We start from the raw sequence: 21,656 nt of genomic DNA on the forward strand, positions 1-21,656 counted from the left end.
GGACTACAAAGTCCGCGCAACTATTTTCTCGCGAAAGCTCAACCGCTGCTACCCGTTCGCGTACCGCTACCCTGCTGCTTATTTCCTGGCTATGAATACCTCGCCCAACCCCGCGCCCGCCACCGCGCCCGACGCCAAAAAAGGCAGCCTGCGGGCGCTCAAGGCGGTCAATTTCTTCATCGCCGACGTGCAGAATGGCATGGGCCCCTACATGGCCCTGTTTCTGCAAAGCAGCGCGGGCTGGGGCCCGGCCCAGATAGGCTCGGCCCTGGCGGCGGGCAACATTGCCCAGGTGCTGGCCCAAACGCCCGCCGGCGCGCTCATCGACAACCTGCGCCAGAAGCGGGCGCTGCTCATCGTAGGCATTGCCCTGATAATGACCGGGATGTTGGGCACCGCCTTCTTCACGGTGTGGCCGGTAGTGATGGGCGGGCAGGCGCTGGTAGGCATCGCGGGGGCTATTTTTCCGCCCTGCCTGGCGGCTATCGCGCTGGGGCTGGTGCGCCGCCAGCAGTTCGACCAGGTGCAGGGCACCAACCAAGCGTTCAACGCGGGCGGCAACATGTTTGCGGCGCTGGCGCTGGGCGCGGTGGGCTACTATTTTAGCCTGCGCTGGATGTTCCTTTTCGTGGCCGTGCTGGGCGTGGGGGCCATTCTCAGCATCCTGCGCATCAAGGCCGACGACATTGATTTCAACGCCGCGCGCGGCGGCGAAGAAGACACCAAAAAGCAGGCCGAGCAGTGCAACGGCGCCCCGCCCGCACCCGCTCACGGCGGCGTGTGGCAGAATATCAAAGACCTGCTGGCCTGCCTGGCCGACCTCATCAAGCAGCCGCCGGTGCGGGTGTTTCTGGTGGCGGCCGTCGTCTTCCACTTCGCCAATGCCGCGATGGTGCCGCTCGTGACGCAGCTACTGGCCCGTGGCGTGGGCGCCAAGCAGGCGGTGCTGTTCACCTCGGGCTACATGCTGGCTTCGCAGCTGGTGTTTGTGGTAGTGGCCGCCGCCAGCGGCAAGCTGGCCAGTAAGGTGGGCCGCAAGCCGCTGTTTCTGTTTGCGTTTGCGGCGCTGGCGGCGCGGGGCGTGCTGTATACCATGAGCCACCACCCGGCCGCTCTCATCGCGGTGCAGTGCATGGATGGGCTGGGCGCGGGCATTTTCGGCGTGGTGGGCGTGCTCATCATCGCCGACCTCACCAAGGGCACCGGCCGCTTCAATGCCGCGCAGGGGGCCATCGCCACGGCCCAGGGCATCGGCGCGTTTCTCAGCAACTCGGTGGCCGGCTACCTCGCCAAAACCCGTGGCGACGACTTCACTTTCTACGTGCTGGCGGCCATCGCAGTAGCCGGGTTTATCTTGTTCCTGCTCTTTATGCCCGAAACGCGCGAAGCCGCGACCGAGCCGGGCGCGAAGCTGGCGGTGGCGTAGGTAGCTGACTTATTTGTAGCGCGAACTTTGTAGTTCGCGTTCGTTGGCGGGCAGCCGGACGAACGCGAACTACAAAGTTCGCGCTACTGCATTAGCTACCGCCCATACTCGTACACCACGTAGCCCCAGGGCTCCACCTGCCACGGCTTGTCGGTCAGCGGCTCTTTGGTGTACATAAACAGGTTGTGCGGGGTGCCCTGCAAGCCCGGCTCTTTCACGGTGATGGTCTGTTCTTTGTTCGATAAGTTTAGGATAACCAGCACCTTGTGCCCAGCCTTCTCGCGCACGTAGGCGTACACGGCCCGGTCGTCGCCCACGCTCACTTTGCGGAAGGAGGCATCGGCGGCCAGTGCCGGGTTGCGCTTGCGCAGGTCGAGCAGGGTGCTGTAAAACTTGGCCCGCTCGTACTTGCCGAAGCGCATCGGGTCGCGGTCGAAGAACTTGAGCGGGCGTAGCACGGGCTCTTCCTGCCCGCTGTAGATGAGCGGTACAGCATCGGCCATCGTTTGGGTGAATACCGCAAACGGCGCGTGCTTAACCCCGGCGAAAGTGCCGTAGTCGGCTTTGTTCCAGCTGTTTTCGTCGTGGTTGCTGGTAAAGTACAGCTCGATGGTGCCCTTGGGATACAGGCCTTGCCAGCCCATGCGCACGCTGTCGAGCGAAGTGGCCGGGCGCTTGCCGGCCGCTATCTTCTCCATCGCGTGAAACATGTGCCAGGGGTACACTGCGTCGAAGCCGCTTTTGGGCAGGTAGGCGCTGTCGCCCTCGGCCAGCATAAACAGGTCTTTGCTCTCCTTTTCAAGCGCCGGAATGGCGCGCTTCCAGAAGCTGCCCGGTACGTTCCAGGCCACGTCGCAGCGGAAGCCGTCGATGCCCGTTTTATCAACCCAGTAGCGCATGGCCGCAATCATGCTGTCCTGCATTTCCTGGTTTTTGTAATCGAGCTGCCGCGTATCGGCCCAGTCGAAGGCCACGGCCGGCTGGCCCTTTTTATCCTTTACGAAAAAGCCGGGGTGCTGCGTGAGCCAGCGGGCGTCGGCCCCGGTGTGGTTGGGCACCCAGTCGATAAGCACTTTCATGCCGCGGCCGTGGATGTCCTGCACCAGCCGCTGCCAGTCGGCCATGGTGCCAAACTCGGGGTTGAGCTTGGTATAGTCTTGCACGGCGTAGTAGCTGCCCAGGCTGCCCTTGCGGTCGCGCTGGCTGATGGGGTTCAGGGGCATAAACCACAGCGTTTGCACGCCCATTTTTTGCAGCCGGTCGAGGTGCTTGGCAAAGGCGTTGAGCGTGCCCTCGGGCGTGTATTGGCGCACGTTCACTTCGTAGATATTGCCCTGCTGTATCCAGGCCGGGTGCGGCGGCTGCGGCGCGGATTGGGCAGTCGTGGTGGCCGCCTCTTGGGTGGTAGTGGCCGGCTCACAGGCCTGGGCTAGCAGCAAGGTGCCCAGCAGCGCCGGGGGCAAAATCTTTTTCATACGAGTAGGGTAGGAGCCGCAAAGTACACCGGCGCACCCGGATGAGCTTGATGAAGGAAAGATGAGTAAGTACTTGCTTTTGCCAAAAATAAGGCGTATACTTACGCTACACCAACCCGCACGCGCCATGAAATCCCACCCGCACGTTGCCCCCGCGCTACCCCTAATTACTGAGGTAAGCGCCGCCAGCCAACCCACGGCTTGCCCCATCGCCGCCGCCGTAAAAGCCCGCGCCAAGGCGTTGAAAAAGTGGCGCAAGCACGAGCGGCTGCGGCAGTTTATGGGTTGGTGCGCCAGCTTTCACGCGCTGGGATTTAGCTTTTGAAATCACCCATATAAAACCAAAACCCTTGCTAGCTAGCAGGGGTTTTGGTTTGAAAGTCAGACTTATAGTAATTCTATACGGCTTGCGGTAGCAACAGCAGCTGATGCGGGGGCTTGGTTGCCCGCGTCCAGATTTTATAAAGCAGGTAGCAGCCACACACTCCTCCAACGGCCAGCACCCCTTTGCTACCCAATGTTTCCAGCAGCGCGTAATACGACCGGGTTTTTGCGCTAGTGCCTATTTCGGCAGTGCCGTTTTCTATTTTCAAGGCCTCAAAATAGCTGAGCACCGCAAAGGCCACCGTTGCCACTAGGCCGATAATGTAGTTGAGCACCGCCTTAAAGGGAGTCATCGCCGCGTAGTGCTTATCAAAAGCGCGGTCTTGCTCAAAAAACGCGAGAAACTGCTCACAATCACCCGCGTTAGCGAAAGAAAACTGGCACATGCCTGGAATGCCGACGGCGGTTTTGTATTTCACCTTAACCTCGTCGTCGTTGTCCTCTTTGCTCACCGATTTGATAGCGGCATACTTTACTTCTATTTTGGTGGCTAGCGACAGCTTTTTATGCCAGCTTTCCAGAAAACCTTCTTCAGTGTTAAAGCCTTGACTGGAAAATAGTAAGCTTTCTTCACCTACCAAAAGCGAGGCTATTTTATTGCCCGTAACCGAGAATAGTTTTTTGTTCATAAGGAGTAAGTAAGAGAAATAAGAAGCTGAGGCGACACCCTAAAAAAGAGGCACCCAAACCTTGTGCAAGGTAGGGTGCCTCCAGTCGTACTGCCAACGGGCTACGCCGCGCACCTACGGGAACTTCGGAAATTTCGAGAAGTCGGGCTGCCGCTTTTCCAGGAAGGCGTTTTTGCCTTCTTTGGCTTCCTCACTCAGATAGTAAAGCAGCGTGGCATTGCCGGCCAGCTCCTGAATGCCCGCCTGCCCGTCGAGCTCGGCGTTGAACGACGACTTGAGCATGCGCAGCGCTAGCGGGCTCTTTTGCAAGATTTTGTGGCACCAGGCCACGGTCGTTTCCTCTAGCTTGTCGAGCGGCACTACTTTGTTCACGAGGCCCATGTCGAGGGCTTCCTGGGCGTCGTACTGGTCGCACAAGAACCAGATTTCGCGGGCCTTTTTCTGGCCCACGATGCGCGCCAGGTAGGAGGCGCCAAAGCCGCCGTCGAACGAGCCTACGTTGGGGCCAGTCTGGCCGAAGCGGGCGTTCTCAGCCGCCACGGTCAGGTCGCAGACCACGTGTAGCACGTGGCCGCCGCCGATGGCCCAGCCCGCCACCATCGCCACCACGGGCTTGGGGATGCTACGAATCATCTTCTGCAAGTCGAGCACGTTGAGACGGGGCACGGTGTCGGCGCCCACGTAGCCGCCGTGGCCGCGCACGCTCTGGTCGCCGCCCGAGCAAAAGGCGCGCCCGCCCTCGCCGGTGAGGATGATGACGCCGATATCGGTGCGATTGCGGCAAATATCCATGGCCTCAATCATTTCCTGCACCGTGAGCGGCGTGAAGGCATTGTGCACCTGCGGCCGGTTGATGCTGATTTTAGCAATGCCCCCGCTTTGGGAGAAGAGAATTTCCTGGAACTCCTTAATCGGCGTCCACTGAATGGGTTCTGACATAAAAGAAAGTTTAATACTGCGAAACACTGCGCAAAAATTATCTCACGCAGTGTTAAACCGCAGTGTTTCGCAGTGAAGGTTGAAAAGCTTGCTTTACCGCCTTGCGGTACTCCTCAAAAAACGCTGCGTTGGTTTTCGAATCGGTGAAGATTTCGAGCACCGCCGCGCCGCTTTCCGCTGCAAAGAAAACCGGCAGCGCCGTTGCAAGTTCTTCGAACGACGCCACTGGCAGGTAGCGCAATTGAAAATCGCGGCACAGATTCTCGGCCGTGAGCGCCTGGTGCGTCTCAAAAAACTCATCTAACTCGGGCTGCTGGCGCGGCCCGTCGATGAGGCGGAAAATGCCGCCGCCGTGGTTGTTGAAGAGCACCACCCGTAGGTTGGGCGTGGGGTAGTTGTGCCAGAAGGCGTTGCGGTCGTAGAAAAACGCCACGTCGCCGGTCAGCAATACCACCGGCCGCGCGGGCTGCGCCAGCGCCGCGCCCACCGCCGTCGAGTTGCAGCCATCGATGCCGCTGGTGCCGCGGTTGGCGAATACATCGATTTGCCGCCCGGCGGGCAGACCTAGGATGTTGGCGTAGCGCACGGCCATGCTGTTGGCCAGGTGCAGGGCCGTGTCATCGGGAAGCGCCGCCAGCGCCTGCCGCATCGCGGAAAACTCGTTGAACAGTTGGCCTTCAGCGGCGAAGAAGCGACTGAGAAACTGCGTGGCGGCAGTGTCGGCTTGCTGCCAAGTGAGGTTGGGTTCTGTGGGCCCACTTGGTATCGAACCAACTTGCGGCTCATTAGTGGTCCCGCTAGAATTCGAACCTAGAACCCGTTCATTAGAAGTGTACTGTTCAACAGAGAGGAAGGGATTCGAACCCTCGATGACCTTTTGGGAAATACGCACTTCTTGGGCGTGCGAAATCACGTCCCGGTGGTAATCCTTCGTATCAAATACCGCCAACTGCTGAAAAAATACCGCTGGCTTCACCCGCACGATGCGCGTGAGGCTGCGAAAGGTATCGGCTACCTCGCCGGCCGGCTGTAAATGCCAATGTTGCGCGGGCGCCATGTCGCGTAAAAATAGCTTCAGCGCCTTTGAAATCAGCGACTGCCCGAAGGTGATGAGCAAGTCGGGCCGTAGCGCCGTTTTGTCCTCTTTCGATAAGCCCGCCAGGAAAATATCCTGCCGCCGCACGGCCGGCACGTCGCCCAGGTTGGCAATGGTGTCGGCCACCACCGGCACCTGCCGCGCCTCCGCAAACTCGTAGAGCGCGGCCGTGAGGGTCGGGTTTTCGGGCTGCTGGCCGGCTACTACCAGCACCCGGCCCGCCCCACGCAGCTGCCGCCGTAAATCCAGGATTTCGGCCGGGGGCAGGATGGTATTGGAGTGGTCGTCGCGGATGATTTTTACATCCTGCTCGTAGCTCATTTCCTCATCCGCCTTGGGGTAGAACGGCTCGCGCAGCGGCACGTTCACTTGCACCGGCCCGGCCGGGAAAGTCTGCGTCAGGTTAATCGCCTCGTTGATAAGGCGCTCGCCGTGCCACTTGGCATCGGCGTGCGCGGTATCGGCCGGGAAGTCGAACGTGCCTTTGGCGTGTGCGCCGTACAGGTCGCGCTGCCGGATGGTCTGGCCATCGAGCTGGTCTATCCACTCGGGCGGCCGGTCGGCGGTAAGCACCAGCAGCGGAATCTGCTGAAAAAAGGCCTCCGCCACGGCCGGCGCGTAATTGAGGCCCGCCGTGCCGCTGGTGCACACCAGCACCACCGGCCGCCGCGTGGCCTGCGCAATACCTAGGCCGATAAACGCCGCCGCCCGCTCGTCGGGCACCACGCGCAGCCGGCCCCGGTAGGCAGGGTGCCGCGCAAACGCCAGCGTGAGCGGCGCCGACCGCGAGCCCGGCGATAAAATCACGTCGGTGATGCCGTGGCGGGCGCAGATTTCGGCGATGTTGAAAACGGCTTGAATGGACTTCATTTAACAGGTATCATTTAACATTTAACAGGCTCGCCGCTCGTGTTACCCCACCCCCGGCCCCTCCCCTCCGGGAGAGGGGAGCCTATCGTTGAGTTAAGAGTTTTGAGTTCTAAGTTTTGAGTTGCTCAACTCTTAACTCAAAACTTTCAACTCAAAACTCACTTGGCTCCCCTCTCCCGGAGGGGAGGGGCCGGGGGTGGGGTAACTACGTCAGCACGGCCGCTACCGTCCGCATTTTATACTCCGTTTCCTCCCACTCGCGTTGCGGGTCCGAGTCCACCGTCAGCCCCGTGCCGGCGTAGAGAATGGCCTCGTCGGCGCGCAGCTGCAAGCAGCGCAAATTCACGAACAGCCGCGACACGCCCGGCGCGGCCACGTTTACCGGCCCTAGAAAGCCGCTGTAATAGGCACGGTCGTAGCCTTCGTGGCGGGCCAGAAACTCCAGTGCCGCCGTGCGCGGCATGCCGCCCACGGCCGAAGTAGGGTGCAGCAGCCGCAGCATATCGGTACCCAGCGACGAGGCCGCGGGCACGTTTTTGAGGTCTACCTCGAAGTCGGTGCGCAGGTGCAGCAGCTCGCCGGCCACGGTGGTGCGCGGGCCGGTTTCCTGGTATTCGCGCAGGCGCAATTGCTTAAAGCAGTTGACGATGTAGCGCGAGACCAGGGCCTGTTCCTCGATTTCCTTCTGCCGCCAGATGGCATCCTGCGGGCGCAGGCCCGGCAGCAGCGGCTGCGTGCCCGCCAAGGCCATGGTGCAAAACGTACCATCGGCCGTGACCTCGGCCAGCACCTCGGGGGTAGCGCCCAGCCAGGTGCCCACGCCCGGCACGCTCACCAAGGACACAAACGCCCGCTCGTATTGCCGGCACAGCTCCCGAAACGCCGCCAGCGGGTCGAAGCCCGGCGGCAGCGGGCGGCGGGCGGCCCGCGAGCTCACCACCTTGCCCACCGTGCGCGCCTCAATGGCCGCCACGCCCCGCTGCACCAGCGCCATGTACTCGGCCTCGGTAGCCACGTGGGGCGCCGGCTGTGGGCTGGCGTGCCAGGCTAGCTCAGGCGGGGTAGGCAGCGCCAGCCAAGCCGCGATGTTGGGGGCCATGTCACGGGCGGCTGGCGAGAGGCGCACCGCCTCAGGCTGGGCCTCGTCAAACTGCACATCGGCCGGCAGAAATAAGGCCGGGTTGTGGTCGGAGTCGCGGAACGGAAAGAAGGCGAAGCCCGCCGGGGCTCGCTCATCAAGCGCGGGCGGCAAACCCGTATAAGTAGCTTCTAGCGAACGCGCGGCCAGCAGGCGCGGCGCGCCTGCACCCGGCTCGCGCCAGATGGCCAGTGGCCGGCCCGTGCGCAGCGCACCCGCCGCCAAGTGGCGCAGCCGGGCTGGCGCGTCGAGGCCGGCCGGGGTAGTGGGCCAGGACAGGAGCCTAGGTTCGACGCCGCGCATTAAGCTTCTTTCTTGCCAGCGGCCGGCACATCAATCACGGCCATCGTGATGCGGCTGATGCACACCAGCGCGCCGGTTTCTTCGTGCGTAATGCGGATTTCCCACACCTGCGTGCTGCGGCCCACGTGCAGCGCCGTGGCCCGGCCGCGCACCCAGCCATCGCGCACGCCCTTGATGTGGTTGGCATTGATTTCGAGGCCCACGCAGGCTTGGCGCGTCACGTCGATGCGGGTAGCCGCGCCGATGCTACCTAGGGTTTCGGCCAGGGCTACCGAGGCGCCGCCGTGCAGCAGGCCCATCGGTTGGTGCGTGCGGCCATCCACGGGCATACGGCCCTCTAGGTAGTCGTCTGTGATGTCAGTCAACTCAATGCCCAGCGAATCGGCCAGGGTGGGGCGGTGCGAAGCCCAGATTTTTACGTCGTCGAGGGTCATGTTTAGTGCTTGGTTATTAGTGCTTAGTGCATAGGGGTTTTAGTGCTTTAATTTTTAGTGATTAGTGTCAGCAACTAAGCACTAGGCACTAACAACTAAGCACTAAACAAGCTTGCTTTTGTAGTGGTTGATAAAGCCGTGGAGCAGCTTTTTGCAGTTGGTAATACTGAGAAGTACCTCGTCGCAAACAGTTGATGACAGATACTGTTGGTCTAGCGCTACGTAAAGCTGGGTCTCCAACTCATAAAGCGAGCCACGAGCAATGAATAAAAATTGCAGCGTGTCGCGATGAGTCTGCCGCCCACAACCTTCTGCAATATTAGAAGGGATAGATACTGCGGCCCGGCGCATTTGGCTACTTAGCCCAAAGAGCTCGTCTTTAGGAAAAGACTTAGTGAGTGTGTAAATCATACTGGTTAGCAGGCGCCCCTGTTGCCACACCAGCAACTCGGTAAAGGATTTATTTTCCATATTTCCTAATAACTACTACCCACTAAGCACCAAGCACAGGGCACTAAGCACTAACTTTCCCCGCAAAATTACTTCACCTCGCCCGTGCCCGTTCAGCAGATTTACCTCCTCCGCCACGGCCAGACCGATTTCAACGTGCAAGGCATCGTGCAGGGTAGCGGCGTCGACTCCGACCTCAACGAGCGCGGCCGTTGGCAGGCCGAGCGCTTCTGGCAGGCCTACAAAGACATGCCGTTTGCCCGCGTGTACACCTCGCGGCTCAAGCGCACGCACCAGTCGGTGCACAAGTTTATCGACCTAGGTATTCCGCACGAGGCGCACGCCGCCCTCAACGAGATAAGCTGGGGTACCCGCGAGGGCACTCGCATCACGCCGCAGGAAGACGCTGAATACAAGCACGTGCTGGATGAATGGCTGGCCGGCAACGACCGCGCCCACCTGCCCGGCGGCGAAAGCCCCGCCGACGTGGCTGCCCGCCAGCGCCCCTTCATTGAGTTACTGAAAAGCCGGCCCGACGATGAAATCGTGCTCGTGTGCATGCACGGCCGAGCCATGCGCGTGCTGTTGTGTCAGCTCCTAGGCTACCCACTCAGCTGTATGGATGAGTTTGAGCACCAGAACCTTTGCTTATACAAATTGCATTATACTGGTTCTCAGTTTACCATTCGCAATTTCTTAGACGTAAGCCATTTGGCCGAGTAACTTCTTTTCCTCCCACCCGCCACAAGTGGCCCGGATTGTTTACCCGACTTTTCGCGGCTAATTTTGGCCCCCAATCCCAACCCGCAATTCCGATGGCCGAAATTATAAAAATGCCGAAAATGAGCGACACGATGACCGAAGGGACCATCGCGGCCTGGCTCAAGAAAGTAGGCGACAAAGTGAAATCGGGCGACATCCTGGCCGAAGTCGAAACCGACAAAGCCACGATGGAGCTGGAAAACTACGAAGACGGTACCCTGCTCTACATCGGCCCCAAAGAGAAAGACTCGGTGCCCGTTGATGGCGTGTTGGCGATTGTGGGCAAGGAAGGCGAAGACATTTCGGGCCTGCTCAATGGCCAAGGTGGCGGTAGCGCCCCGGCTGCTGCGCCGGCCCCTGCGCCTGCTGCACCCGCCCCAGCTCCGCAAGCCGCCGCCCCGGCCCCCGCGCCTGCGGCCCCGGCTGCCCCGGCCGCGCCCGCCAATGGCAAGAAAGCCACAGTAGTGCGCATGCCCAAGATGAGCGACACCATGACCGAGGGCACCATCGCCGCCTGGCTGAAAAAGGTGGGCGACAAGGTAAAATCGGGCGACGTGCTGGCCGAAGTCGAGACCGACAAAGCCACGATGGAGCTGGAAAACTACGAAGACGGTACCCTGCTCTATACCGGCCCCAAGGAAGGTGAAGCCGTAGCTGTAGATGGCGTACTCGCCATCATTGGCGAGGAAGGCGCTGATATCCAAGCCCTGCTGAACGGTGGCGACCAGAGTGCCCCCGCCCCGGCTGCCGCTGCCCCCGCCGAAGCTGCGGCGCCCGCCGCTGCGGCCCCGGCCGCCGCGCCTCAGGCCGAAAACAACGGCCGCCTGCTCGCCTCGCCGCTCGCCAAGAGCATTGCAAAAGACAAAGGTGTAGACCTGCGCCAAGTAAAAGGCTCAGGCGAAAACGGCCGCATCGTGGCCCGCGACCTGCAAAACGCCCAGCCGCAAGCTGCCGCCGCACCCGCCGCTGCCCCGGCTCAGGCCCCGAACGAGTATATCGCGGCCGCCTTGCCCGAGCAGCCGGCTGCCAAGCCCGCCGCTGCACCCGCTCCGGCTGCTGCCGAAGGCACCTACACCGACACCCCGGTGTCGCAGATGCGCAAGGTGATTGCCCGTCGCCTGTCGGAAAGCCTGTTCACGGCCCCGCATTTCTATCTCACGATGGAAATTCTGATGGACAAGGCCATGGAAACCCGCGTGAAGCTCAACGAGCTGTCGCCGGTGAAGCTTAGCTTCAACGACATGGTTATCAAGGCCTGCGCCGTGGCGCTCAAGCAGCACCCGGTTATCAACTCGTCGTGGCTCGGCGATAAGATTCGCCAGAACAAAGTGGTAAACATTGGCGTGGCCGTGGCCGTGGACGAAGGCCTGCTGGTGCCCGTTATCCGCAACGCGGATGGCAAGGGCATGTCGACCATCGCTACCGAAGTGAAGGAGCTGGCCGGCAAAGCCAAGAGCAAGAAGCTGCAACCCGCCGAGTGGGAGGGTAGCACCTTCACCATCTCGAACTTGGGTATGTTCGGTATCGACGAGTTCACCGCCATCATCAACCCCCCGGATGCCTGCATCCTGGCCGTGGGCGGCATCAAGCAAACCGCTGTGGTGAAGAATGGCGAGCTCGCCATCGGCAACATCATGAAGGTGACGCTGAGCTGCGACCACCGCGTGGTAGACGGTGCTACCGGCGCTGCCTTCCTGCAAACGGTAAAAGGCCTGCTTGAAGACCCACTGCGGATGCTGATTTAATTCATTTAACAGGTATCAGTTAACATTTAACAGGTGGTTGGGCTTGCAATGCTGCCGGCTCGGCCACCTGTTTTGTGTTGCTAGCCGAGAATTGTTAAATGATAAATGTTCCTTGTTAAATGACTAGAATTCGCTCCACGACCGTGCTCGGCGTGCGCCACAACGGCCAGATAGCCCTAGGGGCTGACGGCCAGGCCACCATGGACAAGCACGTAGCCAAAAATAATGTGCGCAAAGTGCGCCAGCTCAACGACGGCAAAGTCGTAACCGGCTTTGCCGGCTCCACCGCCGATGCCTTTATGCTGCTCGACCGCTTCGAGGAGAAGCTCTCGGCCTACGGCAACAACCTGACGCGGGCTGCCATTGAGCTGGCTAAGGACTGGCGCAAAGACCAGTATCTGCGTAAGCTCGAAGCCATGATGGTAGTGTGCGACAAAGACGAGCTACTCATCGTGAGCGGCACCGGCGACGTGCTCCAGCCCGATTCGGACGTGGCTGCCATCGGCAGCGGCGCCATGTACGCGCAAGCCGCCGCGCTGGCCCTCAAGAAGCACGCCCCGCACCTCACCGCCCGCCAGATGGTGGAAGACGCCCTGCACATCGCGGCTGACATCTGCATTTACACCAATCACAATCTGATAATCGCCGAGCCGGCGTAGAAGTAGTGCTTTGTGCTTAGGCATTCAATGTAGCTAATCACAAAACACTTTTATTATACCCCGCCTGGCACCACTGCGTACTATGCACCAGGCACCAAGCACCAAGCACTGAGACATGCAAATTACCAATTTCCTCAAGCACCACTTCCGTCACTTCAACGCCGCTGCCCTTATCGACGCGGCCGATGGCTACAACAAGCATCTTGCCGATGGCGGTAAAATGATGATTACCCTGGCCGGTGCCATGAGCACCGCCGAAATGGGTATTCAGCTGGCTGAGCTCATTCGCCAAGACAAAGTACAGATTATCAGCTGTACAGGCGCCAACTTGGAAGAGGATATCTTCAACCTTGTGGCCCACGACTTCTACGAGCGCGTGCCGCACTACCGCGACCTCACCGCCGCCGACGAGCACGAGCTACTGAAGCGCCACATGAACCGCGTGACCGATACCTGCATCCCCGAAGAGGAGGCCATGCGCCGCATCGAGCACACCGTGCTCAAGCACTGGGAAAAGGCCGACCAGGCGGGCGAGTCGTATTTCCCGCACGAGTTCTTCTATCAAATTCTGAAGTCGGGCGACCTAGAGCAGTACTACCAGATTGACCCCAAAGACTCGTGGATGCTAGCCGCCGCCGAGAAAAACCTGCCCATTATCTGCCCCGGCTGGGAAGACTCGACGCTCGGCAACATCTACGCCGGCCACGTGATTTCGGGTGATATCAAAAACGTGCACACCATGAAAACCGGCATTCAGTACATGATGTACTTGGCCGATTGGTACACCAAAACTGCCACGGAGGAAAGCAAAATCGGCTTCTTCCAGATTGGCGGTGGCATTGCCGGCGACTTCCCCATCTGCGTGGTGCCCATGCTGCACCAGGACTTGCAGCGCCACGACGTGCCGCTGTGGGGTTACTTCGCCCAGATTTCGGATTCTACCACTTCGTATGGCTCATACTCTGGTGCCGTGCCCAACGAGAAAATTACGTGGGGTAAGCTGGGCGAGAAAACGCCGAAATTCATTATTGAAAGCGACGCTACCATCGTGGCTCCGCTGATTTTTGCCATCGTGCTCGGGCAATAATTGCCAAAAGCCCTAGGTACTAAAAAGGCCCGTGCTGAAGCTTCAGCACGGGCCTTTTTAGTACCTAGGGTTCTAAATCAATCTGTCATGCTGAGCTTGCGAAGCATCTTATATCATTCGCGGCAATCGGAAGAATAATTAATTTTTAACGCAGGCGGCCGTGATAAGATGCTTCCTTCGTCAGCATGACAGACGGTTTTTGCGTCCTGGGTGTTCCAATTATGCTTCTACTGAAAAATCCGTGGCGCTCGTCACGGCTTGCCATTGCTGCACGTCGCGCTGCACGGTGGCCATTTGCTGGGCAGCCATCTGGTTGGCATCGGCACCTAGGAAGAGGTGGACGGGCGGGTTTTCGGCCTCGCTGACCTGGATGAGCACCTCGGCTGCTTTCACGGGGTCGCCGGGCTGGTTGCCATTGATTTGCTGCTCGTGCTGGGCCTGCGAGTCGCGGACGGCTTGGTAAGCAGCAAGCGGGTTTTTGGGCGTGCCGAGCGAGCCGCTAGTGAGGAAATCGGTGCGGAAGTAGCCGGGGTACACTACCGTGGCGTGCACGCCAAATTCCTTCATTTCAGCGGCATACGATTCGGTGAGGCCGGCCACGGCGAACTTGGTACCGCAGTAGACTCCCCAGCCTGGGAAGTTGCCGGTGTAGCCACCCACCGAGGAAATATTGAATACCTGGCCTGAACCCTGCTGCCGCAGGTGCGGCGTGGCGTAGCGTAGCACGTTGAGCAGGCCGAAGACATTGACCTCAAAATTCTGCCGAACTTCTTGGTCCGTAAGCTCTTCGAGGCCGCCGAGCTGGCCGTAGCCCGCGTTGTTTACCACCACATCGAGCCCTCCTAGGGTGCTGATGGTGGCTTCGATAGCTTGTTGCACGCTGGCCTCGCTGCTGAGGTCCATGTGCAGGGGCAAGAATTGGTCAGGTGCAGCTGACACAGCCTGCGTTAGCTCGGCCAGATTGCGGGAGGTAGCGGCCACGGCGTAGCCGGCGGCTAATAGCTGCCGCACGAGCGTCAGCCCCAGGCCCTTCGAGGCCCCGGTCACGAACCATATTTTCTTGGTAGTCATCGTAGTTGAAATCTTCGTGGTAAGAAAGAGAATCGCTGAGCGCGAGGCGGCCAAAGAGGTACAACATAGGGGCGGGAATTAAAACGTGGATGACTACTGCACTATAGACGAGATAGCAGTTAACATACCGTAGTTGCACGCCAAAAATTATATTCTGGTAACATCAAGTAGAAAATTGATGCCTTCCGCCCCGGTTTTCTGCTAGTTGGTAAAGCCGGTTGAAAGCGTTAGCTCGCGCCAGGCCTGGAAATTTTGACCTAGGGCTTCGAGCTTGCTGGTGGCGCGGTTGTAGGCATCCTGGCCAAGCAGCAGGTGCAGGGGCGGGTTGGCTTCGGCGGCGAGCTGGATGATGGCGGCGGCGGCTTTTTCGGGGTCGCCGCCCTGGTTGCCATTGAGCTGGAGATAGCGGGCGTGCGAGGCGCGCACGTCTTCGTAAGCCGCAATGGGCTGCTGCGGCAAGGCCAGCGACTCGGCGGTGAGGAAGTTGGTGCGGAACCCGCCCGGCTCTACTACCGTCGCCTTGATGCCGAAGCCAGCCACATCTTGGGCCAGAATTTCGGTGAAGGCGCTCACGGCCGCTTTGGTGGCCGAGTACACGGCCCAGCCGGTAGCGCCGGCCAGCGCCGCGATAGACGAAATATTGATAATGTGCCCCATGCCCTGCTGGCGCAGGTGCGGCAGCGCTTGTCGGCACACGTTGAGGGTGCCAAACACGTTGACGTCGAAGGCCTGGCGGGTTTCGGCGTCGCTTAGCTCTTCGATGCTGCCACCGATGCCGTAACCGGCGTTGTTCACCACTACGTCGAGGCGGCCGAAGGTGCTGACTGTTTGGGCAATGGCGGCTTGCACGCTGGTATCGCTGCCTAGGTCTACTTGCAGCGGTAGAAAGGCGGCCGAGGTGTTGCCCACGGCCTGGGCGAGGGTTTCTTTAGTGCGGGAAGTGGCGGCAACTTGGTGGCCTTCGCGCAGCAGGCGCTGTACCAGGGCCAAGCCCAGGCCCTGCGAGGCGCCGGTTACAAACCAGGTTTTGGGAGTGCTCATTGGTTGAAGTTTTTGACACTGCAAAACAAGCGGTGCCCCAAGCCGACCAACTTACCCGGTTCAAACCAATACTTGCAAAAATCAAACAACCCGCACGGTTGAAGGAGCTACGCCGGTTTGCTTGCGAAAGAAGTTGCTGAAATGTGCTGGCTCCTCGAAGCCCAGGCAGTAGCTGATTTCGGCCACGTTCCAGGGCGTGTGCTTGAGCAACGCGTGGGCTTCTTGCGTCAGGCGGCTGGCAATGAGCTGGGTGGTGGTTTTGCCGGTCACTTCCTTCAGCGCCCGATTGAGGTGGTTGACGTGCACCGCCAGCTGCCCCGCAAACGACTCGGCGCTGCGCAGCCGCACCCGCTGCCCCGGCGACTCTATCGGAAACTGCCGCTCCAGCAGCTCCGTGAACAGCGACGCAATGCGCGTGGCCGCGTTGCTGTCGTGGTAGAGCGTGGTGGCGGGCTGTAGCTTCAAAGTGCTATGCAGCAGCTCCATCACGTAGGTGCGCAACAGGTCGTATTTGTAAGTGTAGTCAGAATTTAGCTCCGCCAGCATCTTGTCGAATAGAGGTTGCAGCGACGCCAGTTGCTCGTCGGTGAGCATATACACAGGCTGCCCGCCGGGCCGGAACATGGGCAAGTCTTGCGGTAGCGCGCCGAGTTGCCGCTGCAAAAAAGCCTCGGTAAAGATGCAGAAAACACCCGTTTGGTCGTCGCCCAGCGGCTCCCAGGTATAGGGAACCAGCGGGTTAGCAAAAAACAGCGCGTGGCCGCGCAGCGCTATCGTCTTGTCGGCAAAATGGTAGTTGCTATTGCCCGATACCAGCGTGATTTTATAAAAATCCTTGCGGCTATAGGGCATGCTGTGCGCCCGCGGCCCCACGTAGTCGTCGAGCCGAAACATATTGAAATGTCCAATGTCCTGCCGCAGATTTTCGGGCATCCAATGGATTTTTTGCTGGTAGAAGTCCTCTAGGGTCTGCGTCTTCGACATGGGACGAAGTTACGAGAATCAAATGGTAGGTTGAGAATCGGGTAGACTGGTTAAATAAAAACACGTTTGTCATGCTGAGCTTGTCGAAGCATCTCTACCGCACCGTTGAACGGCCCGGACGGTGCGGTAGAGATGCTTCGACAAGCTCAGTATGACAAACGTGTTTTTAGGTCAAAATCAATGTGAGTGCATGGGCTACTTACCCAACTTATCATCCGTAAAGTGCTCTTGGTGCGGGGGCTTGGCAAACTTCTCCGCATTGTAAGCCGCTGAATTGCCGCGCGGAATGGATAGCGACTGCCACGACTCATTGGCCACGAGGCGGGCCAGGAATACGATTTGGCCGACGTGGTAGGGATAGTGCGCGAGTTGTCGATTGATAGCTTCGGTCACGGAGTGGCCTTGGTGGCGGATGTAGACGGTGCGCTCAAGGTCGGCGGGCGTGAGGGCACCCAGGGCGGCGAAAAGGCACTGCCAGCCCGCGTGCCACTTCGCCATAACCTCGGCGCGGGTGGTGAGGTCGTTGTCGAACTCGGCTTCGCGGGCGCGCCAGGGTTTTTCGCCATCGGTGGTGAGGAAATCGGTCCAGCGCGATAGCATGTTGCCCCACAGGTGCTTCACGATGGTGGCGATGCTATTGCTGGCCGCATTGGGCTGCCAGAATAGCTTATCATCAGGAATTTGGGCCATAGCCTGCTCGCCGAGCAGCTGGTAGTAGGCAAACTGCTTGTGGGCACTGGAGAGGAAATCGGTAGGCATGGGATTAGCTGGTTGGAGACGCTGAAGGGCTTGCGAAGCTAAAAGTAAACCGTCGGGTTCAGCGTCTAGGTAGCTCCCAATTCAGCAGGAATATTCCGTCGCCCATTTGTTGCTTCGACATGCCTCTTCCCAAGAAAATACTGGCCCGCCAGCACGAGATATACGCCGACTACTTGCGCGCCGTAGACCAGCACCTGGCCGACTTAGTGGCGGGCCGGGCCACCGAGATGTTCGAAATCCGCGACCTAGCCGGCGTGCTTTGCCTGCATTCCACGCACCTCAGCAATACCATTAAGCTCGTGGCGGGCCACGCGCCGTGCCACGATTATCAGCTGCGCATCTTGGCTGTGGCACAGCGGATGCTGCGCGATACTGACCAGCCCGTGGCTGCCATTGCGGCTACGCTCACCTACGACCCGGCCAATTTTACCAAGTTTTTTAAGCGCTTTGCCGGTGGCTGCACCCCCAAGCAGTACCGCGAGCAAGTGCGCGCCGGGCAGCGCGCAGCAGCAGCGCTCGCCTAAAAAACTGTACTACTCACCATAAGGCAGGTTGCCGCTGCCCAGACCTTTGCAGGGTCATTTCACCCTAACCAGCACTAAAAATGAGTACTTCTAAAATCGCCCTCGTTACCGGCGGCAGCCGTGGCCTGGGCAAAGACATGGCCCAAAACCTGGCCAAAAAAGGCCTCGACGTTATCCTGACCTACCATACCCAGCAGGCCGAGGCCGAAGCAGTAGTGGCCGAAATCACGGCCCTAGGTCGGCAGGCCGTAGCGCTTCAACTCGACGCCTCCAAGGTCAGTACGTTCGGTAGTTTTTTTGAGCAGGTAAAAACTGCTTTGCGCGACACCTTCGACGCCGACCGGTTTGACTTTCTTATCAACAACGCCGGTACCGGGCTGTATGCGCCCTTTGCCGAAACGACGGAGCAGCAGTTTGATGAGCTGCTGAATATTCACCTCAAAGGCCCGTTTTTCTTGACGCAGCAGGCACTGCCGCTCCTAAATGATGGCGGCGGTATCGTCAACATCTCGTCGGGCCTCACGCGCATCACCTTCCCCGGCTCGTCGGCCTATGCCAGCCTGAAAACGGCCGTGGAAACCCTCACGAAGTACCAGGCCAAGGAGCTGGCCAGCCGCCGCATCCGGGCCAACGTGGTAGCCCCCGGCGCCATCGAAACCGACTTCGGCGGCGGCCGCACCCGCGACAATAAGGAGATGAACGCCCACATCGCCGGCCTCACCGCCATGGGCCGCGTGGGCCTGCCTACGGATGTGGGCCCCGTGGTAGCCTTCCTCTGCACTCCCGAAGCCGGCTGGATTGACGGGCAGCGCATCGAGGTGAGCGGCGGGCAGGCTATTTAAGGCTTATCTGTTCTGCAAAAAAGCCCTTCGTTTGCGCAAACGAAGGGCTTTTTGCAGAACAGATAAGCCAAGCCGCTGCCCTAAGCGAGAAGCTACCAGGCATTTTCGCCGCGCGCCGAGTTTAGCCCAAATGACAAGTCGGCGGCCTGTGGCTTGCGTTTCAGTATTCCTTTGATACGCGCAAAATTGCCGCTGTAGCTCAGCAGAACGGGCGTGACAATGGCCGACGCGGGCTGCCCGTTCTGGCTGGCCGAAATGGGCACGAGCTTGCCGGTGGCATCGACCTGGAAGTAGCTGTAGCGCCCGGCCGGCAGCGTTATCGGCACGGCGCCTTCCTTGCGCAGCGAGTCGAGCACCACTGCCACGGCGGCCTGGGCGGCCGGGGTGCGCGCGTAGCTTTGGCCCCACACGGTAGTGGCCGGAATGCGGTAGGTGATGGGGTTGCGCACGGCCACGGTGTTGCTGTCGCAGCTGCTCACTTCCACGCGGTCGGTGAGGATGGCGATGGAGCCGGTAGTTTGCCGGCCGCCGGCTTGCCACGTCACGTTGTAGGTGCCGAGCGGCAGTTTGCTTAAGTCGACCTGGGTGTAAGCCAGCCGCGGGTGCGTCAGGCACAGGGTTGGGGTAGTTACCCCCGTAAAATTGATGCTGAGCTGGCTGCCCGTGGTGGCAACTACCTGCTCCAGCGTGTAGTTGGCGCAGGGGTGTATCACCTCGTCATTGCAAAGCAGCGTCGCGGCCGGGCCGGTGCTGCCAAGCTGCTCCTGGTAGCGCACCACCACGCGCCCCGCCGCCGAAGCCGAAGTGCCCGCGCATTGCGCTGCTTCGGGCGCGTCTTTCTTATCCTGGCAAGCCGTCAGGCAACTGGCCAGCGCCAGGCAAGGCAGCAAAAACGTAAACCGGGTGTAGTGGAATGGAAACATAAGCAGGAGTAGTAGATGAAGAAGTGATATACTCAGGAGTAAGAATAACCCTCGCCGGGTTGCACGCACTGCCTGCTTATCACCGCAATATTTCGTAATCAAAAAAAGCCTTTTCACCGCGCGGTGAAAAGGCTTTTTTTAGGCTCAGGCTATCTATTAAAAGCGGAACGCAGGCCGCGCCGGGTTCCAGATGCCCCACGGAATCATGAGCAGCACCAGCAGCAGCGCGATGCCGAAATAGACGAAGGCTTTCTTGTGCCGGGGCGCGCCATCGGGCGCTTTTTTGAGGGCAATGCGGCCCACCTGCGCGATAATGGTCGCGATAAGCATCAGGGCGATGTGCTCGACGCCGAAGAAGCGCGCCGTGGGGTCTTTCATGCCATATTGCTTGATGCCATTCAGCCCCCAGGGGCTCAGGCCGAAATAAAGCCCCAGACCCACAAGTACTTGCAACCACATAAAGCCTGTAAACGCGGCGCTCAGGCCGTTGTTGGCTTTGGTGAAGGGGCGGTTGCCGTTCCAGCCGCTGTAGGCTTGCAACACGGCCAGCACCCCCGTCAGCAGCACGAGCCAGCGGCCCCAGGAGTGCAGGTAAAGCAGAATTTGGTACATACTCAAAAACGTAAAAGCCGGGCAGCCCGGCCGGTGAAAACTGCCGCGAAACTAGCAGTTATTTAGCTGTCAGCCATTAGCTGCTGGCTACTAGCTTCTTCTCAAAAGGAGCTAACAGCTAGCAGCCAATGGCTAACAGCTGTAATTTAAAACTCGCCCGGCTCGGGCACCGGCTTGGGCGCGCCACCGCGCGCCCGCTCGGCCCGGCGCTCGTCGCGGATGGCCACGGCCAGCGCGATAAAAATCGAGAAAAACGGCAGCACCATGCCCAGCAAAAACCACTTGCCCCGCGAGTGGCCGTGCGAGTAGGCGATGTACATCGTAACCGAAGCTAGCAACAAATCGAGCACCAGCAACGCGATAAAGCCGAGAATAGAAGTAAGTAAAAACATGAAAGCTAGCGCGCTCTGCCGCGCTTGACGAGGTAGGCGTAAAGAACTTTGTCGAACGGCTCACGCACGTCCACCGGCACGAAGTCGATTTTGAGCTGCCCGCAGCGCAGGGCCAGGTCTTCCTCAAACTGCCGCATGGCCGCCCGGTACTGCTCGCGCACCTGGGCCGGCTGAAGGCGGATTTCCTGCCCCGTTTCGACATCTTCGAAGATGTACGGCCGGTCCTGAAAGTCGAAATTCGACTCCGTGGCCCGGTCGAGCACGTGAAACAGCAGCACCTCGTGGTGCTGGTGGCGCAGGTGCTGCAAGGCGGCCAGCGCAGCTTCCTGCTCCTGCGCGCCGCGCCCCAGCATGTCGCTGAACACGACTACGAGCGAGCGCTTCGGAATCTGCTGCGCAATGGTGTGCAGCACGCCCGCCACGTCGGTGCTGGTGGCCGGCCGGCCGGTAGCGGCCGGCGCGGGGCGCTCCAATAGCTGTTGCAGCGCCAGCAACAGCGTGTGGCGGTGGCTGCTGGTCGAGCGCACGGGCGTTTGCAATTCCACCGTTTGGCCGAAGGTGACGAGGCCCACCGCGTCGCGCTGGCGCTGCAAGAGCGTAGTGAGCGCGGCGGCGGCCAGCACGCTGAATTTCAGCTTGTCGTGGCCCGGTGCGGGATAATACATGCTGGGGCTGACGTCGAGCAGCAGGTGGGCGCGCAGGTTGGTTTCCTCTTCGTAGCGCTTCACGAAGAGCTTATCGGTGCGGGCAAATACCTTCCAGTCGATGTGCCGCGTGCTTTCGCCGGGGTTATACAAGCGGTGCTCGCTGAACTCGACCGAAAAGCCGTGGTAGGGCGACTGGTGCAGCCCCGTAATAAAGCCATCGACAAGCTGCCGGGCCAGCAGCTCCAGGTTCTCAAACGAGCGAATGGCGGCGAGGTCGATAGGGGCGGCGGGCATGGGCGGTAAACTAAAATCAGCAGGAGGAGCGTAGCTGTACAAAACTACTGGTTTCCCAATTGCATTAGTTCCCTTAAAATGCCGCTGCTGCGAAACCAACTTCCTAAAAGGCTGGCTACGGCGCGGCAGAGTCCTTTAAGCTAAACGGTTTGGCGTTATATTTGTGACCC

The 21,656-nt window shown here is 60.0% G+C and carries 23 protein-coding genes; 8 read left to right on the plus strand and 15 right to left on the minus strand.

Features of this window, described 5'->3' with window-relative positions; genetic code table 11:
• On the plus strand, window positions 1-1,426 hold a 1,426-nt coding region (locus VFO93_RS12450; protein ID WP_325134699.1), incomplete at its 5' end, for an MFS transporter.
• Between the two features lie 95 nt (window positions 1,427-1,521).
• Here VFO93_RS12450 and VFO93_RS12455 read toward each other — a convergent pair.
• Window positions 1,522-2,901 carry an alpha-amylase family glycosyl hydrolase gene (locus VFO93_RS12455; protein WP_325134700.1) on the minus strand — a complete coding sequence of 460 codons (1,380 nt, stop codon included), beginning with the start codon at window positions 2,899-2,901 and terminating at the stop codon, window positions 1,522-1,524.
• A 127-nt stretch (window positions 2,902-3,028) separates the two neighbouring features.
• On the opposite strand from VFO93_RS12455, the gene VFO93_RS12460 reads away from it, so the two are divergent.
• On the plus strand, window positions 3,029-3,226 hold the full coding sequence (locus VFO93_RS12460) for a hypothetical protein (protein ID WP_325134701.1): 198 nt from the start codon (window positions 3,029-3,031) through the stop codon (window positions 3,224-3,226).
• Window positions 3,227-3,299: 73 nt separating this feature from the next.
• On the opposite strand, the gene VFO93_RS12465 is transcribed toward VFO93_RS12460, so the two are convergent.
• The 6 genes from VFO93_RS12465 to VFO93_RS12490 all read right to left on the minus strand — a co-directional run bounded on the left by VFO93_RS12465 (window position 3,300) and on the right by VFO93_RS12490 (window position 9,165).
• On the minus strand, window positions 3,300-3,914 hold the full coding sequence (locus VFO93_RS12465) for a hypothetical protein (protein ID WP_325134703.1): 615 nt from the start codon (window positions 3,912-3,914) through the stop codon (window positions 3,300-3,302).
• A 114-nt stretch (window positions 3,915-4,028) separates the two neighbouring features.
• On the minus strand, window positions 4,029-4,853 hold the full coding sequence (gene menB / locus VFO93_RS12470) for a 1,4-dihydroxy-2-naphthoyl-CoA synthase (RefSeq protein ID WP_325134704.1): 825 nt from the start codon (window positions 4,851-4,853) through the stop codon (window positions 4,029-4,031).
• Between the two features lie 52 nt (window positions 4,854-4,905).
• Window positions 4,906-6,819 carry a 2-succinyl-5-enolpyruvyl-6-hydroxy-3-cyclohexene-1-carboxylic-acid synthase gene (gene menD, locus VFO93_RS12475; protein WP_325134705.1) on the minus strand — a complete coding sequence of 638 codons (1,914 nt, stop codon included), beginning with the start codon at window positions 6,817-6,819 and terminating at the stop codon, window positions 4,906-4,908.
• A gap of 205 nt (window positions 6,820-7,024) precedes the next feature.
• Window positions 7,025-8,260: a chorismate-binding protein gene (locus tag VFO93_RS12480; protein WP_325134706.1), complete on the minus strand. Its 1,236-nt coding sequence runs from the start codon at window positions 8,258-8,260 to the stop codon at window positions 7,025-7,027.
• The gene (locus VFO93_RS12485) at window positions 8,260-8,694 is read right to left on the minus strand and encodes a hotdog fold thioesterase (RefSeq protein ID WP_325134707.1); all 435 of its coding nucleotides are present in this window, start codon (window positions 8,692-8,694) and stop codon (window positions 8,260-8,262) included. The genes VFO93_RS12480 and VFO93_RS12485 overlap by 1 nt, the downstream gene beginning before the upstream one ends.
• 102 nt (window positions 8,695-8,796) lie before the next feature.
• The gene (locus VFO93_RS12490; protein ID WP_325134708.1) at window positions 8,797-9,165 is read right to left on the minus strand and encodes a four helix bundle protein; all 369 of its coding nucleotides are present in this window, start codon (window positions 9,163-9,165) and stop codon (window positions 8,797-8,799) included.
• Between the two features lie 84 nt (window positions 9,166-9,249).
• Between VFO93_RS12490 and VFO93_RS12495 the strand changes: the two genes are divergently transcribed.
• The 4 genes from VFO93_RS12495 to VFO93_RS12510 all read left to right on the plus strand — a co-directional run bounded on the left by VFO93_RS12495 (window position 9,250) and on the right by VFO93_RS12510 (window position 13,397).
• Entirely contained in the window at window positions 9,250-9,867 is a 618-nt protein-coding gene (locus VFO93_RS12495; protein WP_325134709.1) for a histidine phosphatase family protein, read from the plus strand.
• A 92-nt stretch (window positions 9,868-9,959) separates the two neighbouring features.
• Window positions 9,960-11,651 (plus strand): pyruvate dehydrogenase complex dihydrolipoamide acetyltransferase, encoded by a 1,692-nt coding sequence (locus VFO93_RS12500; protein ID WP_325134710.1) that lies wholly within the window; start codon window positions 9,960-9,962, stop codon window positions 11,649-11,651.
• Between the two features lie 119 nt (window positions 11,652-11,770).
• Entirely contained in the window at window positions 11,771-12,310 is a 540-nt protein-coding gene (gene hslV, locus VFO93_RS12505; protein ID WP_325134711.1) for an ATP-dependent protease subunit HslV, read from the plus strand.
• 115 nt (window positions 12,311-12,425) lie between these two features.
• On the plus strand, window positions 12,426-13,397 hold the full coding sequence (locus VFO93_RS12510) for a deoxyhypusine synthase family protein (protein WP_144844969.1): 972 nt from the start codon (window positions 12,426-12,428) through the stop codon (window positions 13,395-13,397).
• 219 nt (window positions 13,398-13,616) lie between these two features.
• Here VFO93_RS12510 and VFO93_RS12515 read toward each other — a convergent pair whose 3' ends face one another.
• The 4 genes from VFO93_RS12515 to VFO93_RS12530 form a co-directional block, all read right to left on the minus strand.
• Window positions 13,617-14,468: an SDR family NAD(P)-dependent oxidoreductase gene (locus tag VFO93_RS12515; protein ID WP_325134712.1), complete on the minus strand. Its 852-nt coding sequence runs from the start codon at window positions 14,466-14,468 to the stop codon at window positions 13,617-13,619.
• Window positions 14,469-14,669: 201 nt separating this feature from the next.
• Window positions 14,670-15,509: an SDR family NAD(P)-dependent oxidoreductase gene (locus VFO93_RS12520; protein ID WP_325134713.1), complete on the minus strand. Its 840-nt coding sequence runs from the start codon at window positions 15,507-15,509 to the stop codon at window positions 14,670-14,672.
• An 81-nt stretch (window positions 15,510-15,590) separates the two neighbouring features.
• The gene (locus VFO93_RS12525) at window positions 15,591-16,493 is read right to left on the minus strand and encodes a helix-turn-helix transcriptional regulator (RefSeq protein WP_325134714.1); all 903 of its coding nucleotides are present in this window, start codon (window positions 16,491-16,493) and stop codon (window positions 15,591-15,593) included.
• Between the two features lie 195 nt (window positions 16,494-16,688).
• Window positions 16,689-17,252 (minus strand): DUF1572 family protein, encoded by a 564-nt coding sequence (locus VFO93_RS12530; RefSeq protein WP_325134715.1) that lies wholly within the window; start codon window positions 17,250-17,252, stop codon window positions 16,689-16,691.
• A 119-nt stretch (window positions 17,253-17,371) separates the two neighbouring features.
• Between VFO93_RS12530 and VFO93_RS12535 the strand changes: the two genes are divergently transcribed.
• The gene (locus VFO93_RS12535) at window positions 17,372-17,776 is read left to right on the plus strand and encodes an AraC family transcriptional regulator (RefSeq protein WP_325134716.1); all 405 of its coding nucleotides are present in this window, start codon (window positions 17,372-17,374) and stop codon (window positions 17,774-17,776) included.
• A gap of 80 nt (window positions 17,777-17,856) precedes the next feature.
• The gene (locus tag VFO93_RS12540; protein ID WP_325134717.1) at window positions 17,857-18,618 is read left to right on the plus strand and encodes an SDR family oxidoreductase; all 762 of its coding nucleotides are present in this window, start codon (window positions 17,857-17,859) and stop codon (window positions 18,616-18,618) included.
• Between the two features lie 92 nt (window positions 18,619-18,710).
• Here the strand turns inward: VFO93_RS12540 and VFO93_RS12545 are convergent, their stop codons facing one another.
• From VFO93_RS12545 to VFO93_RS12560, 4 genes are all read right to left on the minus strand, one after another.
• Entirely contained in the window at window positions 18,711-19,541 is an 831-nt protein-coding gene (locus VFO93_RS12545; protein ID WP_325134718.1) for a hypothetical protein, read from the minus strand.
• Window positions 19,542-19,697: 156 nt separating this feature from the next.
• Complete coding sequence (locus VFO93_RS12550) at window positions 19,698-20,153, minus strand: hypothetical protein (protein ID WP_325134719.1); 456 nt, start codon at window positions 20,151-20,153, stop codon at window positions 19,698-19,700.
• A 146-nt stretch (window positions 20,154-20,299) separates the two neighbouring features.
• Window positions 20,300-20,545 carry a hypothetical protein gene (locus VFO93_RS12555; RefSeq protein ID WP_325134720.1) on the minus strand — a complete coding sequence of 82 codons (246 nt, stop codon included), beginning with the start codon at window positions 20,543-20,545 and terminating at the stop codon, window positions 20,300-20,302.
• 5 nt (window positions 20,546-20,550) lie between these two features.
• Window positions 20,551-21,486: a DUF58 domain-containing protein gene (locus tag VFO93_RS12560; protein WP_325134721.1), complete on the minus strand. Its 936-nt coding sequence runs from the start codon at window positions 21,484-21,486 to the stop codon at window positions 20,551-20,553.
• Window positions 21,487-21,656 lie beyond the last annotated feature (170 nt).

The organism is Hymenobacter sp., from assembly GCF_035709525.1.
In the GTDB taxonomy this organism is placed as follows: domain Bacteria; phylum Bacteroidota; class Bacteroidia; order Cytophagales; family Hymenobacteraceae; genus Hymenobacter.

Coding starts and splice junctions, on each gene's coding strand:
- VFO93_RS12455 (WP_325134700.1), bottom strand. CDS start 2,901: ATGAAAAAGATTTTGCCCCCGGCGCTGCTGGGCACCTTGCTGCTAGCC.
- VFO93_RS12460 (WP_325134701.1), top strand. CDS start 3,029: ATGAAATCCCACCCGCACGTTGCCCCCGCGCTACCCCTAATTACTGAG.
- VFO93_RS12465 (WP_325134703.1), bottom strand. CDS start 3,914: ATGAACAAAAAACTATTCTCGGTTACGGGCAATAAAATAGCCTCGCTT.
- menB (WP_325134704.1), bottom strand. CDS start 4,853: ATGTCAGAACCCATTCAGTGGACGCCGATTAAGGAGTTCCAGGAAATT.
- menD (WP_325134705.1), bottom strand. CDS start 6,819: ATGAAGTCCATTCAAGCCGTTTTCAACATCGCCGAAATCTGCGCCCGC.
- VFO93_RS12480 (WP_325134706.1), bottom strand. CDS start 8,260: ATGCGCGGCGTCGAACCTAGGCTCCTGTCCTGGCCCACTACCCCGGCC.
- VFO93_RS12485 (WP_325134707.1), bottom strand. CDS start 8,694: ATGACCCTCGACGACGTAAAAATCTGGGCTTCGCACCGCCCCACCCTG.
- VFO93_RS12490 (WP_325134708.1), bottom strand. CDS start 9,165: ATGGAAAATAAATCCTTTACCGAGTTGCTGGTGTGGCAACAGGGGCGC.
- VFO93_RS12500 (WP_325134710.1), top strand. CDS start 9,960: ATGGCCGAAATTATAAAAATGCCGAAAATGAGCGACACGATGACCGAA.
- hslV (WP_325134711.1), top strand. CDS start 11,771: ATGACTAGAATTCGCTCCACGACCGTGCTCGGCGTGCGCCACAACGGC.
- VFO93_RS12510 (WP_144844969.1), top strand. CDS start 12,426: ATGCAAATTACCAATTTCCTCAAGCACCACTTCCGTCACTTCAACGCC.
- VFO93_RS12515 (WP_325134712.1), bottom strand. CDS start 14,468: ATGACTACCAAGAAAATATGGTTCGTGACCGGGGCCTCGAAGGGCCTG.
- VFO93_RS12520 (WP_325134713.1), bottom strand. CDS start 15,509: ATGAGCACTCCCAAAACCTGGTTTGTAACCGGCGCCTCGCAGGGCCTG.
- VFO93_RS12525 (WP_325134714.1), bottom strand. CDS start 16,493: ATGTCGAAGACGCAGACCCTAGAGGACTTCTACCAGCAAAAAATCCAT.
- VFO93_RS12530 (WP_325134715.1), bottom strand. CDS start 17,252: ATGCCTACCGATTTCCTCTCCAGTGCCCACAAGCAGTTTGCCTACTAC.
- VFO93_RS12535 (WP_325134716.1), top strand. CDS start 17,372: ATGCCTCTTCCCAAGAAAATACTGGCCCGCCAGCACGAGATATACGCC.
- VFO93_RS12540 (WP_325134717.1), top strand. CDS start 17,857: ATGAGTACTTCTAAAATCGCCCTCGTTACCGGCGGCAGCCGTGGCCTG.
- VFO93_RS12545 (WP_325134718.1), bottom strand. CDS start 19,541: ATGTTTCCATTCCACTACACCCGGTTTACGTTTTTGCTGCCTTGCCTG.
- VFO93_RS12550 (WP_325134719.1), bottom strand. CDS start 20,153: ATGTACCAAATTCTGCTTTACCTGCACTCCTGGGGCCGCTGGCTCGTG.
- VFO93_RS12555 (WP_325134720.1), bottom strand. CDS start 20,545: ATGTTTTTACTTACTTCTATTCTCGGCTTTATCGCGTTGCTGGTGCTC.
- VFO93_RS12560 (WP_325134721.1), bottom strand. CDS start 21,486: ATGCCCGCCGCCCCTATCGACCTCGCCGCCATTCGCTCGTTTGAGAAC.